13 protein-coding genes are annotated in these 17,087 nt (G+C 49.4%); 6 read left to right on the top strand and 7 right to left on the bottom strand.

Annotated features, from left to right (window positions below; all coding sequences use genetic code 11):
* Window positions 1–219 precede the first annotated feature (219 nt).
* Window positions 220–1,248 (top strand): sugar phosphate isomerase/epimerase family protein, encoded by a 1,029-nt coding sequence (locus GWG06_RS24450; protein WP_160716635.1) that lies wholly within the window; start codon window positions 220–222, stop codon window positions 1,246–1,248.
* Between the two features lie 126 nt (window positions 1,249–1,374).
* Here GWG06_RS24450 and GWG06_RS24445 read toward each other — a convergent pair whose 3' ends face one another.
* The gene (locus GWG06_RS24445; protein WP_160716633.1) at window positions 1,375–2,223 is read right to left on the bottom strand and encodes a dienelactone hydrolase family protein; all 849 of its coding nucleotides are present in this window, start codon (window positions 2,221–2,223) and stop codon (window positions 1,375–1,377) included.
* Between the two features lie 34 nt (window positions 2,224–2,257).
* The gene (locus GWG06_RS24440) at window positions 2,258–3,040 is read right to left on the bottom strand and encodes a FecR family protein (RefSeq protein ID WP_160716631.1); all 783 of its coding nucleotides are present in this window, start codon (window positions 3,038–3,040) and stop codon (window positions 2,258–2,260) included.
* A gap of 183 nt (window positions 3,041–3,223) precedes the next feature.
* Here GWG06_RS24440 and GWG06_RS24435 point away from each other — a divergent pair, with 183 nt between their 5' ends.
* A complete protein-coding gene (locus GWG06_RS24435) occupies window positions 3,224–4,402 on the top strand; it encodes a proline dehydrogenase family protein (RefSeq protein WP_160716629.1) in 1,179 nt (392 codons plus the stop codon).
* 241 nt (window positions 4,403–4,643) lie between these two features.
* On the opposite strand, the gene GWG06_RS24430 is transcribed toward GWG06_RS24435, so the two are convergent.
* Entirely contained in the window at window positions 4,644–5,960 is a 1,317-nt protein-coding gene (locus GWG06_RS24430) for a RagB/SusD family nutrient uptake outer membrane protein (protein WP_160716627.1), read from the bottom strand.
* Between the two features lie 31 nt (window positions 5,961–5,991).
* Window positions 5,992–8,988, bottom strand: coding sequence for a SusC/RagA family TonB-linked outer membrane protein (locus GWG06_RS24425; protein WP_127041594.1), 2,997 nt, complete (start codon window positions 8,986–8,988; stop codon window positions 5,992–5,994).
* 338 nt (window positions 8,989–9,326) lie between these two features.
* Here GWG06_RS24425 and GWG06_RS24420 point away from each other — a divergent pair, with 338 nt between their 5' ends.
* Together GWG06_RS24420 and GWG06_RS24415 are read left to right on the top strand one after the other, a co-directional pair.
* The gene (locus tag GWG06_RS24420; protein WP_127041592.1) at window positions 9,327–10,148 is read left to right on the top strand and encodes a thymidylate synthase; all 822 of its coding nucleotides are present in this window, start codon (window positions 9,327–9,329) and stop codon (window positions 10,146–10,148) included.
* A 1-nt stretch (window position 10,149) separates the two neighbouring features.
* Entirely contained in the window at window positions 10,150–10,644 is a 495-nt protein-coding gene (locus GWG06_RS24415; protein WP_127041590.1) for a dihydrofolate reductase, read from the top strand.
* A gap of 15 nt (window positions 10,645–10,659) precedes the next feature.
* Here GWG06_RS24415 and dnaG read toward each other — a convergent pair whose 3' ends face one another.
* The gene (dnaG, locus tag GWG06_RS24410) at window positions 10,660–12,633 is read right to left on the bottom strand and encodes a DNA primase (protein ID WP_160716625.1); all 1,974 of its coding nucleotides are present in this window, start codon (window positions 12,631–12,633) and stop codon (window positions 10,660–10,662) included.
* Window positions 12,634–12,974: 341 nt separating this feature from the next.
* Between dnaG and GWG06_RS24405 the strand changes: the two genes are divergently transcribed.
* Complete coding sequence (locus tag GWG06_RS24405) at window positions 12,975–14,147, top strand: acetyl-CoA C-acyltransferase (RefSeq protein WP_160716623.1); 1,173 nt, start codon at window positions 12,975–12,977, stop codon at window positions 14,145–14,147.
* 101 nt (window positions 14,148–14,248) lie between these two features.
* On the opposite strand, the gene GWG06_RS24400 is transcribed toward GWG06_RS24405, so the two are convergent.
* Window positions 14,249–14,863, bottom strand: coding sequence for a hypothetical protein (locus tag GWG06_RS24400; protein ID WP_160716621.1), 615 nt, complete (start codon window positions 14,861–14,863; stop codon window positions 14,249–14,251).
* Window positions 14,864–15,076: 213 nt separating this feature from the next.
* On the opposite strand from GWG06_RS24400, the gene GWG06_RS24395 reads away from it, so the two are divergent.
* Window positions 15,077–16,060, top strand: coding sequence for a pyruvate dehydrogenase complex E1 component subunit beta (locus GWG06_RS24395; RefSeq protein ID WP_127041582.1), 984 nt, complete (start codon window positions 15,077–15,079; stop codon window positions 16,058–16,060).
* Between the two features lie 140 nt (window positions 16,061–16,200).
* Here GWG06_RS24395 and cysM read toward each other — a convergent pair whose 3' ends face one another.
* Window positions 16,201–17,082 carry a cysteine synthase CysM gene (gene cysM / locus GWG06_RS24390; RefSeq protein WP_127041580.1) on the bottom strand — a complete coding sequence of 294 codons (882 nt, stop codon included), beginning with the start codon at window positions 17,080–17,082 and terminating at the stop codon, window positions 16,201–16,203.
* Between the last annotated feature and the right edge of the window lie 5 nt (window positions 17,083–17,087).

Raw genomic sequence — 17,087 nt, 5'->3', positions numbered from 1 at the left:
CTTTTTCCGGTTCCGGCTCTCCATGTACCATTTTCGGATTTATTAAATGCAGCGGAGATCTTCGCAAAAAACCTTCGCTGCATTTAATAAATCCGAAAATCAAAAAATTCCAAAATCCGAAAATCCTTCAGGGGGCTTCCTGCTTTGAAACAAATCTCAAATAACCAAATAACCAAATAATCAAATAAACCCTATCTTGTTTGGTAAAAACCACGTTATATGAGTAATATGAACAATCGTCGCCAGTTTCTGCGGCAAATGGGTGTATACACGATGGGGCTGGGTATTATTCCTGGTGTGCTGGCATCCTGTAATGAAGGGAAGTCAGTGAGGAAGAAGGATAAAGACAGCTCCGCGGAGGCGGGGGCTGCCATGGATGCGGCCAAAGACCTTTTCTTTAAGATTTCGCTGGCGGAATGGTCCTTTCACAGGGCATTGTTTGCCGGGAAGATGAATCACCTGGATTTTGCCGCGCGCGCTAAGAATGAATTCGGTATTACCGGTGTGGAGTATGTTAATCAGTTTTTCAAGGATAAGGCTAAAGATCAGCAGTACCTGGCAGAGATGAAGCAGCGCGCGGATGACAATGGCGTACGCAGTGTACTGATTATGTGCGACGGAGAAGGGGAGATGGGTGACAGCGATGTGAAGAAAAGATTGAAGGCCGTTGAGAACCACTATAAATGGGTAGAAGCTGCCCAATATCTGGGCTGTCATGCTATCCGCGTGAATGCAGCAGGCGAAGGGCCGGCAGAAGAGGTGGCCAAAGCGGCTGCGGAGTCTCTCTCCAAACTGTCTGCCTTTGGAAAGGAGCATAACATTAACGTGATTGTGGAGAACCACGGGGGCTACTCTTCTAACGGAAAGTGGCTGAGCGGCGTTATGAAAACCGTTAATATGCCCAATTGCGGTACCCTGCCGGATCTGGGTAATTTCTGCATCAACAGGACAAAGCCAGAAAACAATACCCCCGAAGCCTGGGCTAAAACTACCTGCCTCGAAGAATATGACCGCTATGTAGGTGTGAAGGAACTTATGCCCTTCGCCAAAGGCGTCAGCGCCAAATCGTACGACTTCGATGCCGATGGCAACGAAACCAGCATCGACTACAGCAAAATGCTGCGCATCGTAAGGGATGCCGGCTACACCGGCGGCTACATAGGCATAGAATATGAAGGTGCACAGCTGTCGGAAGAAGACGGCGTGAGGATGACGAAGGAGCTGCTGGAGAGACTGGGAAGGATTTAATTACGAATTACGAATTACGAATTGCGAATTACGAATGAGGAGCGAAGATGTAGGCGGATAAAGAATTTTACTTCTTCGCTTACATCTTCGCTCCTCATTCGTAATTCGCAATTCGTAATTCGCAATTCAAAGCCCATATGTTTTTTTCAAAAACGCGCTCGTCAGTCCGAATGCGTCTTTTGTTGCGGCTTCATTAAAAACCGGGTTGCTGGGGTTGGCGAAGCCGTGGCCGGCGTCGTAGCGTTTAACCGTGAGGGTTTTACCGGCGGCTTGCATATTTTTTTCGAATTCGCTGACTACAGCCGGATTGATGCTTTTGTCCTGGTTGCCGAAGAGGCCGAGTACGGGGCCGTGTAATGTTTTGAGGATGCTGACATCTTTTTCTGGCATGCCGTAGTACATGACGGTGCCGATGTTCTGGGCGCCGTTGGTGAGGCCGGAGTAGAGGGAGAGGGAGCCGCCGAAGCACCAGCCTACGGTGGCGATGCGGGCGGATTTACCGGCATAGTCCAGTGCGCCCTGCATGATGGCGCCGAGGCGGGCGCGGGAGGCGGCCTGCATCAGTTTACCGGCGTCTTCGCGGTTGGTGGCTACCTTACCGTCATAGCAGTCTATTGCCAGTACGTTTACAGCGCCTCCCAGCTCGTTGTACAGTTTCTCTGACTCTTTCCTGATATAGTCATTGAGTCCGTACCACTCATGATATACGAACAGGTAGTTTTGGGAGGGCTTTTTAGCCTTGAAAAGGAACCCGCTGGCAGGTGTGCCGTCAGGGGTGTTGAAGGTGACAGCAGCGCCGCCTGTACCCTGGTAAACGTACGGTAACGGGTTTTTGTGTTCCATACGGAACTCCTCCTGGCTGCCCAGGGCGGCAAAAGCGGTTACGCCGTCAGGGTTATGGCAGCAGGAAGGGGTCTGGGCATATCCGAAACGGGTAATGCCGGATAGTAATAACAGGAAGAGTAGTTTTTTCATGCCTGGGAATTTGTTTCCCTGAATTTACAAAATGCTAAAAAGTAAGCACTACTTTATTCCGGTCAATTTTGTATTTGAAGTCCTGCTGCGCGCTGAGGTTGCTCAGTACGTCTTCCAGCGGGGCGTTGAAGAATACGGCTTCTGTAATGGTACGGGCTTTGGAGGCGTCGCCGCGGATGTCCACTTCTATGCCGAACCATTCTTCCAGGGTACGGGAAAGGGCCATCGGTGTGGCATCTTTGATGCGTAAGGTGTCGGATACCCAGGCTTCCAGCTCTTCCGGATGATAGGTTTCTTTCTCCATCAGGTCTATTTCTTTATTGGCGAGGATCATGTGGCCGCGCTCCAGTATTTCCGGCTGGTTGTCTGTAGCAGAATGATAGGATTTGCCGACCCTGATTTTACCGGTAAGCAGGTAAACGGTAGCACCCTGCTGGCTGGAGAAGGAACGCATTTTAAACGAGGTGCCCAGTACGGTGGCCACCAGTTTGTCAGTAGTCACCGAGAAGGAATCTGTACCAGGTTTTACCCGGAAGAAAGCATCGCCGTCGAGGATAACAGCCCTGCCGCCCTTACCGTAATTTTCAGGGACCTGTAAGACGGATGCCGAGTTGAGGATAACAACGGTGCTGTCGGCCAGCAGTACGGATTTACGGCGACCTGTCTCCCCTTCGTAAACAGTATATTTTACACCGGGTTGCTGAAGACTGACAGTATTGTTCGCAGGCTTATCGGAATGGCAGGCAGCCAGAGCCAGTAAAAGCAACATGGAAACACCCAGCCGGTAACGAACTGTAGTATCAGATTTAAATAGCATATGCCGGTATTTTTGTATTTAACGGAAAAACCCTAAAAGTAATCAAAATAAACAGGAGCCGGAAGCGGCACTGTAACAATTTCTGCGAAGCAATAGACAATTTCTGTTTATGCTATTAAAAAGATATACTGATATTATAATGATTTTTGTTTAAGACGCGCTTGCACCCTAACTTTGCGGCCCATGGAAAAGCAGCTACCCTTATCGTTTGATAATACGGCTATTGCGTTTGAGGCAAAGACCGACAAGGCATTAAAAAAAGCCAACTTTTTGTTCAGTAACATCGGAAAGCCATGGCTGGTGAAAATGGGTGCAATTTTCACTCCGCTTGCCTTTAAACTCAGGCTTCCGGTCAAAGGGATTATCAAAAATACCATCTTCTCGCAGTTCTGCGGTGGGGAAACGCTGGAAGAAGCAGCGCACACTGCCCTGCAGCTGGGAAATTACCATGTGGGTGTTGTGCTCGACTATGGCGTGGAAGCCATGGAGGGTGAACATAGCTACGATAATGCAGTGCCTGAATTTATCCGTGCCATCCGCTATGCTGCCAGCCGGCCGGATATTCCATTTATCGCCATTAAAGTTACCGGGTTCGCCCGTTTCGAATTACTGGAAAAAGTACACCGTGGCGACACGCTCTCCGCACAGGAGCAGCAGGAATTCATCCGCGTACGTTCCCGTGTTCATTCCATCGCGGAAGCTGCCGCCCAGTTTAAAGTAGGGCTGCTGATCGATGCGGAGGAATCCTGGATCCAGAAACCGGTAGATGACCTCACCGATGAAATGATGTCGCTGTTCAACAAAGAACACGTCATCGTTTACAATACCTTCCAGATGTACTGCCATGATCGTTTTGATTTCCTGCGCAAGTCGCTGGATAAAGCCACCAAAGCGGGTTACCTCCTGGGCGCCAAACTGGTGCGTGGTGCATACATGGAAAAGGAAAACAAACGCGCTGCCGAAAATAATTATCCTACGCCTATTCAGCCAAGCAAAGCTGCTACTGACAAGGATTACAATGCTGCCGTACAACTCTGCCTGGATAATATCGATAAACTCGGCGTATTCATCGGTACACACAACGAAGACAGCTGCATGCTTGCTGCCCGTACCATGGACGCTAAAAATATTCCGCATAACCATCCGCATGTGAGCTTTTCACAGCTGCTGGGTATGAGCGATAATATCACTTTCAACCTCGCACACGCAGGTTATACCGTTACCAAATATCTCCCATACGGACCTGTAAAAGATGTAATGCCATACCTGATCCGCCGCGCACAGGAGAACACTTCCATCGCCGGTCAGATGGGCCGTGAACTGGGCCTCATCAGAAAAGAAATGAAGAGAAGAGGCATCTGATTATTTGGTTATTTAGTTATTTGGTTATTTGAGATTTTGTATAAATCAGGAAGCCCCCTGGAATATTTTGGGATTTTCGGATTTTCAAATTTTGAGATTTAAAAAAATGCAGCGAAGACTTTCATATCTCCGCTGCATTTTTTTTAAAATTTCAAAATTTGAAAATCCGAAAATCCCAAAATATTCCAGGGGGCTTCCTGATTTATGTAAAATCTCAAATAATCAAATAACCAAATGATTACTATTTGGCTGTTTCGCTTTGAGGAAGTGGGAACATGGTCCATACATCATCATCGGGCCTGTCTTTGGGGAGGGTGCTCAGCAGGTTGTATCTGCGGAGGTCTACCCAGCGATGGCCTTCTGCGAACAGGGAATAGCGTCTTTGCGTGAGCATTTCCGTAATCAGGGAAGCCTGTGTCGGTGTGGGGGTAGTGGGAATAACCGATACGTTATGGCCGAGACGTATTCTGTTCAGTGCTACGATGGCATCCGGAAGCAGATTGAGCTGAACCTTGGCTTCTGCGTAGAGCAGCACCAGTTCTTCATTTCTGATAATGGTGATAGGCGCATTCAGCGACGGCCACAGGGTGAGGTCACGGTTGCCGGTCAGGCCGCCGCTGCTGGCAGGCTGGTTGCGGAGAGCGGTTTTATTGATACGGTCATCGCCCGGAGTGATCTCGGCCGCAAACCTGGGTTGCGCTACCCTCACTTCCCCGGTGGAATTAAGTTGCAGGTAGAGCGGGTTGGTCTGGTCGCCGCCGCTGGTAGAATAAGTATGATAGATACCATCGTTGAACTTACCATTCAGATCAAAGAAGGATTCATTCAGGGCTGTCAGCACCTCTGCCCATTGCTGGCGGTAGGCATAAACCCTGGCAGCGATGGCGCGGTTGAATTTAATCAGCCCTGCTGCACTTTTGAAGCCCTGGAATCCGTCAGACAATGGAAAAATCACCTCCGAGCCGGTAAGATCCGCTTTACCATCATCCAGGAATTTGCTGATGGCAGCCAGCGCGGCAGCCGGATCTGTAATGATAGGCCCCTGTGCTTCCCCGATGGCAACCGGTACCCTGATACCGTTGGTATATGTCATGGTAAAATTCAGCAGCAGCTGATAACCGATGAGCGTTTTAGCATAGCCGGAAAAAGCCTTGCGTTGCTTGTCGGTAGCTATTTCATCCCGCGTGGTTTTCAGTGATTCCAGCAGAATGAAGCATTGGCGCATTACCTGGTAGCGGTTAGCCCAGGGGTTGGTCAGGTAAAAAGTGTTGTTGTCAAGTGCTTTAGTGCCGCCTCCCATAATGTCGGTAGTCCAGCGGGGTTCGGACCCTGAAAAACGGTATGTCTCACGGCCTATGATACTGATGGCATCCAGATAGGTGCCTAAGCTGGTACGCATGCCGGATTCCGCACCGGTAGCCAGGTTGAACAGGTCGCTTTTGGTAGGGTTAACAATCACCTCGCTCACAATCGGCGTATTCAGACTGTTGATGGGGCCCTTCTGGCAGGCTGAAAAAACCGCCGCTAACCCTAATGTATATACGAATATCTTCTTCATAAAATGTCAGTTTTGAATAATTGGATGATGATCAGAAATCAATTCCCAGATGGAAGCTGGCTCTTTTGGAAGCAGGGAACGGCATTACATCTACTCCGGTTGATAACCCGTTGCTGCCGCGGCTTTGTGCGGTAGTCAGGGTATTGCTGCCGAAGTTGGAAACTTCCGGATCATAACCCGCATATTTTGTCCAGGTGAAGAAATTATTGGCAGAAATGCCCAGTCTCAGCCCTTTTACTACATTATTGTTTTTCAACGGTACATTGTAGTACAGGCCGATCTCACGTATACGCACATACGCAGCGCTCTGTACATATACGCCCGCATCGCCTGCATTGGGTCTGTACTGGCCGGCTTTCTTACCATCTATCAGGTCGTCATAATCCGGAGAGGTGAAACCTCCGTCTGAAAGCAGTTGGGAGAGATTGATATTGTTACCGCCGTTTTTCCAGTGAATCAGGAAACGGAGGGAAAGGTTTTTCAGGAAGGTAACTTCATTGTAGAAGCTCATCTGGAATTTAGGTTCTGCATTACCGATCAGTTTCAGTTCAGTGCCCACGGTGCCTTTGATCTGTGTGGCAGGCTGTCCTTCTTCCAGGTAGAATGTTCCGAGCGAGTTACCGAATGCGCCAATAGAATAAGGCGGGATAACGAGTTTGGTGACTTTAGACCTGTTGAACCACCAGTTGATATTGGATGTCCACTTAACAGCGGGAGTATTGACAGGCACTATACTGAGTCCGAGTTCCACCCCCTGGTTGGTGAGGTCGCCGGCATTTTTCCATTCCAGTGCATAGCCGCTGGAAGCGGGCAGGGCGTGGAGCAGCAGTACATCGTAAATTCTCTTGTTGTAGTAACTGGCTTCCAGTCCCACGCGGCCGTTGAACAGGGTGAAATCAAGACCTGTTTCCAGTTCTGTCTGGCGCTCCGGTTTAATATCGGGGTTACCCTGCAGGTTATCTACCAGGATACCGGCATTACCGCCGATGTTGCTGCCGAGCATACCGGTGAACTTACTGCCGTAGGGAGGTACGTTACCGGACTGGCCGTAGGCGATGCGGAGTTTCAGGTTATCCACTTTGTCTGCCTGCCAGAACTTCATTTTGGTGATGTTCCAGGAGAAGGCGCCTTTAGGGAATACGTAGTATTTCTGGTAGTCACCGTTGTTGGTAGACCGGTCGAAACGCACGCCGGCACTGAGGGTGAAGGCATCCAGGAAGGAGAGGTCTTCCTGCACGAAGATACCGTTGTCGCGGTATTTCTGACGGAACTGACGGGTGGCGGTATTACCACTGGCATCTACGTTGGTTTGTCTGTTCACCAGGTTGGTAGCGGTAGTAACCAGATTGTCCAGGCTGCCGGTTTCGAGGGTGGCGCCTAAGGTAGACACTAATGTCAGCCGTTCGTTTGGCGTGAATGTGTTGGCAAGAAAACCCGCCAGATTGGTATTGGTGTTGTTGGTATTACCCTGAATAGAGTGGCCCTGCTGGCCTTTTTCCTCAAATTGCAGATCTCTTGGGAAGATAGCCATGGTTTTGAGGTTGAAGTAGTCTACGCCGGCGCGTACTACCAGTTTGGTAGTGGAGTGATCGCTCTGTTGCAGGCGGAAGTCAAGGTTGGTACCTCCTACAAAGCGGTTGGTATTTTCGTTGTTAATCATTTTATCCCTTGTTTCCAGCGGGTTGGAAGAAGCAAACCCGTTGCGGGGATATTCACCCAGTTCGTTAGGATGCAGTTCAACAAATTCCGGAGTGGTAGAAAGCGCCACGCCATAGGATACGCCGTTGTTATCGTTATTGGTCAGACCGCGGTCTGCAGATGAATTGATATAATTGGTAGTAACGCCGATGGATATACGATCTGTAAGTTTGTGATCTATATTCAGGCGTACGGAGTTGTTGAAGTAGCCGGTGTTTTTCACGATCCCCTCTTCCTGGCGGCGGTTGGCGCCGAGGTAGAAGGTAGTTTTTTCGGAGCCTCCGCTGAGAGATACGCCGGTATTGAGCAGCAGCCCGGTTCTGCCATAGAGTTCTTTTTCGTAGTCATATAATTTGCCGGCCGCTTTGGCGGTTTCATATAATCCTTTGAGCCTGGCGCGGTTGGCAATTACATCAGGATCGGGGTCGCTGGCGCTGCCGCCCATATCTGCGGCTGTTTCCGGGGTAAATTTGCGGACGCCCAGCAGATGGCGTGCTTTCACAAAGCCCACTTCCTGGTTGAAGGTTACTTTTGATTTACCTGCCTTTCCTCTTTTAGTGGTGATGTTGATAACGCCTGCCGCTGCTTTGGCGCCGTATAAAGCGGCAGCAGAAGCACCTTTCAGGATCTCGATGTTTTCAATATCTTCCGGATTGAGGTCGGCAATACGGCTGGAGGGGTTATCCTGGTTATTGGGATTCCCTGCGGTAGCCGCGCCGGTAACGTCGTTCAGTCCGGCCGGAATACTGCTGTTGTTGAAGAAAACGCCGTCAACCACATACAGTGGCTGGGAGTTGCCGAATACAGAAGTGATCCCACGGAGTTTCACGGAGATACCGCCGCCGGGGGCGCCGGAGTTGGCTGTGATGAGGGCGCCCGGAATTTTTCCACTGAGGGCCGCATCGAAGGTCTGTGCCGGTGCAACGCCTGTCAGCTCTTTTCCGGAGATGGTGGCCACCGCATTGGCCAGGTTACTTCGTTTGATATTGGTGGCGAGGCCGGTCACCACAATTTCGTCAAGTTTGGCAAAGTCCTCTTCCAGTGCCACATTGAGGGTGGCGGCTCCGGGAGGAACAGCAACATTCTGTGTTTTGTAACCGGTGAAACTCACGGTCAGCCGCGAGGTGCCGGAAGGGATACTGAGGGTATAATTACCGCCGGCATCAGAGATGGCGCCCCTGGTACTGCCGGGTACACGGATGGTGGCGCCCGGAATAGGAGTGCCGCTCGCTGCATCCCTGATTTTTCCTGTCAGATTCTGTTGTGCTAATAGTGCGAGGGAGCTGCATAGGCATAACAGCACCAGCACGCTGGATTTTGGTAGAAGCATAGCATGAAATTGTTTAGAAATATGTATTGATAAAAACGCGGTTACACTATCATCAGCGTGATTGATTTTAAATGAATGGGGAAATAAGATTTTGGTCCGTCAAATTTTGGTTGTTCAATAGTTGTTAAATTTGTCTGTCGGGTCTTCTTCTCAGCACAGTGTTCCGGTTATTCAGGCTTTTCGTTCACGAAACTGTACCATACAGGTTTTTCCTATCTTTTATTCGTTGTAACTGATTAATTTGGGCGGTAGTTTACGAAAAAATGTATTGATTCCACTTTTTTTGTTTGGGTTATTTGTGTTATATTTTTTTCGCTTTCTTCGTAACTTGCCGCCGTATGGATCAGTATTTATCTTTATTACAACATATTATTAATGAGGGCAGCATAAAAACGGATCGTACCGGAACCGGTACTACCAGCGTTTTTGGCTACCAGATGAGATTTAATCTGCAGGAAGGCTTTCCTGTGGTTACTACCAAGAAGCTGCACCTCAAATCTATCATATATGAATTATTGTGGTTCCTGAGAGGCGATACCAACATCGCCTGGTTAAAGGAACACGGCGTAAGTATCTGGGATGAATGGGCCGATAAAAACGGCGACCTCGGACCTGTGTACGGCAAACAGTGGCGCAGCTGGGAAACCCGCAGCGGTGAAGTCATTGATCAGATCTCCATTGCGCTGGACACTATCCGCAATAATCCTGATTCCCGCCGTATCATCGTGAATGCATGGAATGTAGGCGATCTGCCGCAGATGGCGTTAAGCCCCTGCCACTGCCTCTTCCAGTTTTATGTGACGCCGCCCGATACCACTAAAGGTGAAACCCGCGGTAAGCTGAGCTGTCAGCTGTATCAGCGCAGCGCAGACGTATTCCTGGGCGTGCCTTTCAATATCGCTTCCTATGCGCTGCTCACCATGATGATGGCGCAGGTATGCAACCTCGACGCCGGTGATTTTATACACACCTTCGGGGATGTACACCTCTACAGCAATCATATGGAACAGGCGCAGCTGCAGCTGAGCAGACAGCCATTCCCGCTCCCGGTCATGAAAATCAACCCGGAAGTGAAAGATCTGTTTGCCTTTAAGTATGAAGATTTTGAACTCGTGAACTACCAGTTCCACCCCGCTATTAAAGCACCAGTAGCTATCTGATATGACCGTATCCATTATTGTGGCTGCCTCGGAAAATAATGCAATTGGTATCAATAACCAGTTGCCCTGGCGCCTGTCTACCGACCTGAAGTATTTCAAAAGCACCACGCTGGGGAAACCCATCATCATGGGCCGCAAAACTTTTGACTCGCTGGGCAAACCGTTGCCAGGCCGCCCTAACATCGTGATTACCCGGCAGCAGGACTACCATCCGGACGGGGTAACCGTTGTGCCGTCTGTTGCCGCCGCCATTGAAGCCGCGGCCGGATATGATGTGCCGGAAATTTTCATCACCGGTGGTTCCCAGATATTTGAAGCTGCCTGGCAGCAGATAGACCGTATCTATCTCACACGGGTATATGCGGTAGTGCCGGGCGATGCTTTCTTCCCCGTTATACACGGGAGCGAATGGAATCTTGTGAGCGATGAGCGCCATGAAGCGGATGAGAAGAATGAATACCCCTTCTCCTTCCAGGTATGGGAACGAATCAGGTAATATTTACGGTAACGGCTATTTGAAAATAACGGTGCCCAGGCCCTGGGTCAGTTCTTTCTCCAGTCCTTTCAAATGCACCTGCATTTCCAGGCAACGCATGATCTGATCCATGTCTGTGGAACGTTCCGCTTCTTCCTGGTTTTCCATGATCAGTTTTTTGATCTTGCGGAGAATAAGATAGTTGGTAGTGGAGATGGTATCTTTCAGGTAGGCATTGTCGCCATATATGGTATCTATTTCAAACCGTTCTTTCCAGTTGACGCTGAGGTCTGCCTCCTTATCTTCCATAATCAGGGCCGTGTATTTACTCAGGTCCTGGTCCTGGTGATAAAGAAACCATTTTTTATCAGGCTGGTTGCCTTCATCATACAGCTGCTTGTATTCCCGCAGGATACGTTTTACCATTTCATTGTCTGCCAGCGATTCAAAATCATAGGGCAGGCGGAAGATGTAATCCGCGACAGAGCTGTTATCTTCTTCACTGAAAATTTTATCGCCGAAGCGCAGGAGTATTTTCACCAGTTCCTTTTCCTGTTTCTCATCTTTATTGAGCAGGGAGGAAATGGAAACACCGGTTTCTGCAGCTTCCATGGCGGCGATGGCTTCATCGCTGAGGATGTCTTCTTCATCCGGCGCTGCCGGCGCGTTACGCGCAGCTGCCTGCTCTTTTTTAACAAGCCGCTCCCGGATAAATTTATTGACAAGGGTTACCAGTCCCTGTTCATCTATCTTCAGCAACTGACTGCACTGCCGGATATAATCCTGCTGCCGGGTAAAATCTTCCGCCTTGTCTATTTTGGAAATAGTTTCCGCGATTTCATTTACCAGTTGCGACTTTTTAGTACTGTCATTCCCGGCCTCCTGCATGCTTACCTGCAGCTTGAACAGCACGAAGTCCTGCTTGTTCTCATCAATAAAAGTGCGGAAAGCAGCGGCGCCGATGCGTTGTACATAGCTGTCCGGATCCTCTTTATCCGGCAGCAGTACCAGTTTTACATTCAGGCTTTCTTCAATGGCGAGGTCGAGTCCTCGTAGCGCGGCTTTCACGCCGGCGCTGTCCCCGTCGTAAAGGATGGTGAGGTTGTTGGTATATTTCTTTATGAGCCGCAGCTGGTCCTGGGTGAGGGAGGTACCGCTGGAAGCGACCACATTCTCCACCCCTGCCTGGTGCAGCGAAATAACGTCCGTATATCCTTCTACGAGCAGGCACTCATTGAGTTTGTCGATGGCGTGCCGCGCAAAGTAAGTGCCGTACAGCACGCGGCTTTTGACATATATCTCGTTTTCAGGAGAGTTGATGTATTTGGGGGCGCGGTCTGATTTTACCAGGATACGCGCACCAAAGCCCAGTATTTTCCCGGACTGGTTATGAATCGGGAAGATCACGCGGCCGCGGTAGTTATCTGCCGGCTGCTCGTTGCGGATAGTGACCAGCCCTGTTTTCTGGAGGTATTCCAGGTTGTAGCCCTTGGCCAGCGCTGTCTGCACAAAGGCGTCGCGCTCGTTAAGGCAATACCCCAGCTGGAATTTGCGGATAGTTTCTTCCGTAAACCCGCGTTCTTCAAAATAGCTCAGCCCTACGTTCTGCCCTTCTTCCCGGTTGAAGAGAGTATCCACAAAATACTCTTTGGCGAAGCTGTTGATGATAAACAGGCTGTCTGACAGCTGCTGGTATTGTTTCAGCTCCGGGCTGACTTCCGTTTCCTCAATTTCCACCTGGTACTTCTGTGCGAGCCATTTAATGGCTTCCACGTAGGAGTACTTCTCATGCTCCATAATAAAGCTGATCGAGTTGCCGCTTTTGCCGCAACCGAAGCATTTGTAGATCTCTTTGCTGGGAGATACGGTGAAGGATGGCGACTTCTCGTTGTGAAAAGGACAGAGGCCCATATAGTTGGCGCCTCTTTTCTTCAGTTTCACAAAAGAACCCACGATGTCCACAATATCAATGCGGCTGAGGATCTGTTGTATGGAGTTTTGAGATATCATGTTCTAGGTGCAACTGCAAATTTACATCAGATTTTTAGTCTTTCCGTTACACTTAACTGTATTTTGACGGGTTAAGTGTAAAATAATGCCTCCGGCGGAATATTAAAATGATACTTTTTTGACCGGCTGTCAGCCTGCAGGATGCCGGCCGGATTTTTCAGATGTTTGTTAATTTTTCCCTGTCATTGAATTTTATCTTTTTGTACCGGTAATTACCGGGGTATATTAAAGTTTCTGTTATCCTTCCTTAGTTAATTACAAATGCCGGAAGAAATTTTCCAATTTCCAATTCCTTATATTTGGAAGATTATCCATTAAGCCAAATCAATCTTATAAATCAGATGAAAGAAGTATTTATAGTAGCTACAGCCCGTACTCCCATTGGATCTTTCAATGGCGCTTTATCAGGTATTTCCGCCGTAAAGCTGGGCGCTACGGTTATTAAGGTAGCACTGGAAAGAGCAGGTGTGGATGCCGCACAGGTGAATGAGGTATTTATGGGAAATGTGCTCAGTGCCAACCTGGGACAGGCGCCTGCTACGCAGGCCAGTCTGGCGGCGGGTATACCCAATAATGTTCCCGGCACTACCATCAACAAGGTATGCGCTTCCGGTATGAAAGCCATCATGCTGGGTGCGCAAAGCATTCTGCTGGGTGATAACGACGTCGTAGTAGCCGGCGGTATGGAAAATATGAGCGCTGCGCCCTATTACCTCGATAAAGCCCGCACCGGCTACAGGCTGGGCCATGGTACCGTGACCGACAGCATCCTGCGCGACGGCCTCTGGGATCCCTACCAGGATTTTCATATGGGCAACGCCGGCGAAATCTGCGCGAAAGAATACCACATCACCCGGGAAGACCAGGACGCCTACGCCATCGAAAGCTATAAGCGCGCTGCCTACGCCTGGGAAAACGGACTGTACAAAAACGAGATTGCACCGGTAGAAATTCCGGGTAAAACCGTTACCGTCTTTGCAGAAGATGAAGATTACAAAAAAGTGATCTATGAAAAAGTGCCTGCGCTGAAGCCTACCTTCCAGAAAGATGGCACCATCACTGCCGCCAACGCTTCCAACCTGAACGATGCAGCAGCTGCAGTAGTGCTGGTAAGCGGAGAGAAACTGAAGGAACTCGGACTGAAGCCGCTGGCTAAGATCATCAGCTTTGCAGATGCCTCACAGGCGCCTGAATGGTTTACCACCACACCGGTGAAAGCCATGAACAATGCGCTGTCCAAAGCCAACCTGAAAATGAACGATATCGACTTCGTGGAAGTAAACGAAGCCTTCTCCTGCGTCCCTATTGCCAATGCAAAAGACCTGGGTATTTCCCTGGATAAGGTAAACGTATGGGGAGGAGCTGTAGCTATAGGCCACCCGATCGGTTGCAGCGGCGCCCGCATCGTAGTAACCCTGAACTCCATCCTGCACGAAAATAAAGCCAGATACGGCGCAGCCGCTATCTGCAACGGAGGCGGAGGTGCGAGTGCAATAATTATTGAAAGGCTGTAAAGCTTTTGTTTCAAATTACGAATTACGAATTGCGAATTACGAATGAGGAGCGAAGATGAAAGCGGAGAAGTAAATTCTTTATCCGCTTTCATCTTCGCTCCTCATTCGTAATTCGCAATTCGTAATTCGTAATTCTTCCCCCCCACACTAATCCTGACACTATCTGTGTTTATTTTCTGCAAACGGATGTTGCCGGTTGCGGTAGGTGGAATGATGCCGGAGGATATTTTTTCAAAGAACCAGTATTTGTCGGTAATAATGCTGTAGGCAGGTTGTGGCGCGAGGATGCCGCTGGTTTTGGTTTGCAGGGCATAGTCGTCATCGATTTTATAGCGGTGAAACCGGCTGTCGGACAGAAGGGTGAGGGTGATGACGAGGGTAAGGGTACGGAGGGGAGGCAGTAGTATACCGAAGAGGAGCAGGAAGGGGAAGCCGAAGAAGGAGAGGAGGTAGGCGTAGCGGGCATCGGTATCGGGCTTGCTGAAGCCGTAGAGTATCATGCCGCTGCCAGCGTAGAGGGTGAAGATGATGCGTTCCGTCTGCGTACCTTTGAAGCCCATGTCGTTGGCCATGAGCAGCAGACAGATAGCGGAAAGTACCAGGAAAATAAGATGAATGTACCAGGTGAGTACACGCAGTTCCGGTACTTTTACTTTTTTGATTTTGCAGGACAGGGCGATCAGGAAACAGATCGTCAGGATGGTAATGGTAATCATAGTGGCAAAGGGATAGGCGGCGGTAATAGTATTTTAGCGTATAAATATATTGTTTTTTTATAATAAAAAATATTCATCTGTTTAAAAGGCCGGAGGAGGGCGTATTGAGGGGATGGATGGGAGTAATCTTTGCTTTTTTCAGGAACAAACGATATTTTTGCCCTGCCTTACAACAATCAGGCATTTAAACTTTCAAACTTTATTAAGAATAGCATGCGTCAGATAGCTTTCAGACAAGCCTTAAGAGAAGCCCTGCAGGAGGAGTTTCGCCGTGATGAACGGGTACTCCTTATGGGAGAGGAAGTAGCCGAATATAATGGTGCTTATAAAGTGAGCCAGGGAATGCTGGATGAGTTTGGTCCAAAACGCGTTATCGACACGCCGATTGCTGAACTTGGATTTGCTGCGATCGGAGTAGGTGCTGCTCAGAACGGCCTGCGTCCTGTCGTGGAATTTATGACCTGGAACTTCGCTGCACTGGCGTTGGATCAGATCCTCAATACAGCTTCTAAAATGCTGGCCATGAGTGGCGGGCAGATCGGCTGTCCTATCGTTTTCCGCGGACCTAACGGATCTGCCGGACAGTTGGGAGCGCAGCACTCCACTGCTTTTGAAAGTTACTACGCCAATATTCCCGGCCTGAAAGTAATCTCCGTTTCCAATCCATACGATGCAAAAGGTTTGCTGAAAGCGGCTATCCGCGATAACGACCCGGTTGTATTCATGGAAAGTGAGGTGATGTACGGTGATATGGGTGAAGTACCTGAAGAAGAATACATCATCCCTATCGGAAAGGCTGATATCAAACGTGCCGGTAAAGATGTGACCATCGTTTCCTACAACAAAATGATGAAAGTTGCACTGGGCGCGGCTGAAGAGCTGGCAAAAGAAGGCATTGAAGCAGAGGTGATCGACCTCCGCACCATCCGCCCGCTGGATTGGTTCACTATCCTGGAATCAGTGAAGAAAACCAACCGCCTGGTGATCGTGGAAGAACAATGGCCATTCTCCAGCGTTTCTTCTGAAATTGCTTACCGTATCCAGAAAGAAGGTTTCGACTACCTGGATGCCCCTATCCGCCGCATCACTGCTCCGGATGCTCCCATGCACTACGCACCCAACCTGGTAAAATTATACCTGCCGGACGTAGAACGTACTGTGAAGCTGGTGAAGGAAGTAATGTACATGAGGAAGTAATTACGAATTACGAATTGCGAATTACGAATGTAGTTCGAAGATAAAAGCAAAGACCGAAGCGATCATACTGTAAAGTATCCGCTTCGGTCTTTGCTTTTATCTTCGAACTACATTCGTAATTCGTAATTCGCAATTCGTAATTATACAAAAAGGTCACTCGACAAATATCTGTCTCCGCGGTCGCAAATGATGCTAACGATTACGCCGCTACGAAGTTCGCCGGATAGTCTGGCGGCGGCGGCTACGGCGCCTCCGCTGCTCATGCCGCAGAAAACGGCTTCTTCCCGGGCGAGGCGTTTGGTCATGGTCCGGGCTTCTGCTTCGGAAATGTCCATGGTGATATCCACTCTTGATTTATCGAATATTTTAGGCAGGTATTCTTCCGGCCATTTGCGGATACCGGGGATGCGGGAGCCTTCTGTAGGCTGGCAGCCAACGATCTGAATACCGGGATTTTTTTCCTTGAGGAACCGGGATACACCCATGATGGTGCCGGTGGTACCCATGGCGCTCACGAAGTGGGTGATTTTACCATCGGTATCTTTCCATATTTCAGGGCCGGTAGTCCGGTAATGCATACCGTAGTTGTCGGGGTTGGCGAACTGGTTGAGCATGAAGTATCCGCCTGCTGCAACGCGTTCGTTGGCATAGTCGATAGACCCTTCCATGGATTTCTCCTTGGGCGTCAGTATTACTTTAGCGCCGTAGGCCTCCATCGTTAATACCCTTTCCTGGGTGGCATCTTCGGGCATAACTAGTTCTATTTCGATACCGAAGATACTGGCGATCATGGCCAGCGCGATGCCGGTGTTGCCGCTGGTAGCTTCAATGAGTTTGGTGCCGGCTTTGATTTCTCCGCGGTCCAGCGCACCTTTTATCATGCCGTAGGCTGCTCGGTCTTTCACGCTGCCGCCGGGGTTGGTGCCTTCCAGTTTGGCGTAAATGGTTACTTCGGGGTTCTGCGAGATGTTCTTCAGCTGCACCATCGGGGTGTTGCCGACGAGATCCAATATAGATGCCATATAGT

The organism is Chitinophaga solisilvae, assembly GCF_009928525.1.
GTDB classification, from domain to species: domain Bacteria; phylum Bacteroidota; class Bacteroidia; order Chitinophagales; family Chitinophagaceae; genus Chitinophaga; species Chitinophaga solisilvae.
This window is presented reverse-complemented; position numbering and strand designations above follow the sequence as displayed.

What these genes read in the sequence shown, in the direction of transcription:
- GWG06_RS24450 (WP_160716635.1), top strand. Translation starts at nt 220, where the DNA reads ATGAGTAATATGAACAATCGTCGCCAGTTTCTGCGGCAAATGGGTGTA.
- GWG06_RS24445 (WP_160716633.1), bottom strand. Translation starts at nt 2,223, where the DNA reads ATGAAAAAACTACTCTTCCTGTTATTACTATCCGGCATTACCCGTTTC.
- GWG06_RS24440 (WP_160716631.1), bottom strand. Translation starts at nt 3,040, where the DNA reads ATGCTATTTAAATCTGATACTACAGTTCGTTACCGGCTGGGTGTTTCC.
- GWG06_RS24435 (WP_160716629.1), top strand. Translation starts at nt 3,224, where the DNA reads ATGGAAAAGCAGCTACCCTTATCGTTTGATAATACGGCTATTGCGTTT.
- GWG06_RS24430 (WP_160716627.1), bottom strand. Translation starts at nt 5,960, where the DNA reads ATGAAGAAGATATTCGTATATACATTAGGGTTAGCGGCGGTTTTTTCA.
- GWG06_RS24425 (WP_127041594.1), bottom strand. Translation starts at nt 8,988, where the DNA reads ATGCTTCTACCAAAATCCAGCGTGCTGGTGCTGTTATGCCTATGCAGC.
- GWG06_RS24420 (WP_127041592.1), top strand. Translation starts at nt 9,327, where the DNA reads ATGGATCAGTATTTATCTTTATTACAACATATTATTAATGAGGGCAGC.
- GWG06_RS24415 (WP_127041590.1), top strand. Translation starts at nt 10,150, where the DNA reads ATGACCGTATCCATTATTGTGGCTGCCTCGGAAAATAATGCAATTGGT.
- dnaG (WP_160716625.1), bottom strand. Translation starts at nt 12,633, where the DNA reads ATGATATCTCAAAACTCCATACAACAGATCCTCAGCCGCATTGATATT.
- GWG06_RS24405 (WP_160716623.1), top strand. Translation starts at nt 12,975, where the DNA reads ATGAAAGAAGTATTTATAGTAGCTACAGCCCGTACTCCCATTGGATCT.
- GWG06_RS24400 (WP_160716621.1), bottom strand. Translation starts at nt 14,863, where the DNA reads ATGATTACCATTACCATCCTGACGATCTGTTTCCTGATCGCCCTGTCC.
- GWG06_RS24395 (WP_127041582.1), top strand. Translation starts at nt 15,077, where the DNA reads ATGCGTCAGATAGCTTTCAGACAAGCCTTAAGAGAAGCCCTGCAGGAG.
- cysM (WP_127041580.1), bottom strand. Translation starts at nt 17,082, where the DNA reads ATGGCATCTATATTGGATCTCGTCGGCAACACCCCGATGGTGCAGCTG.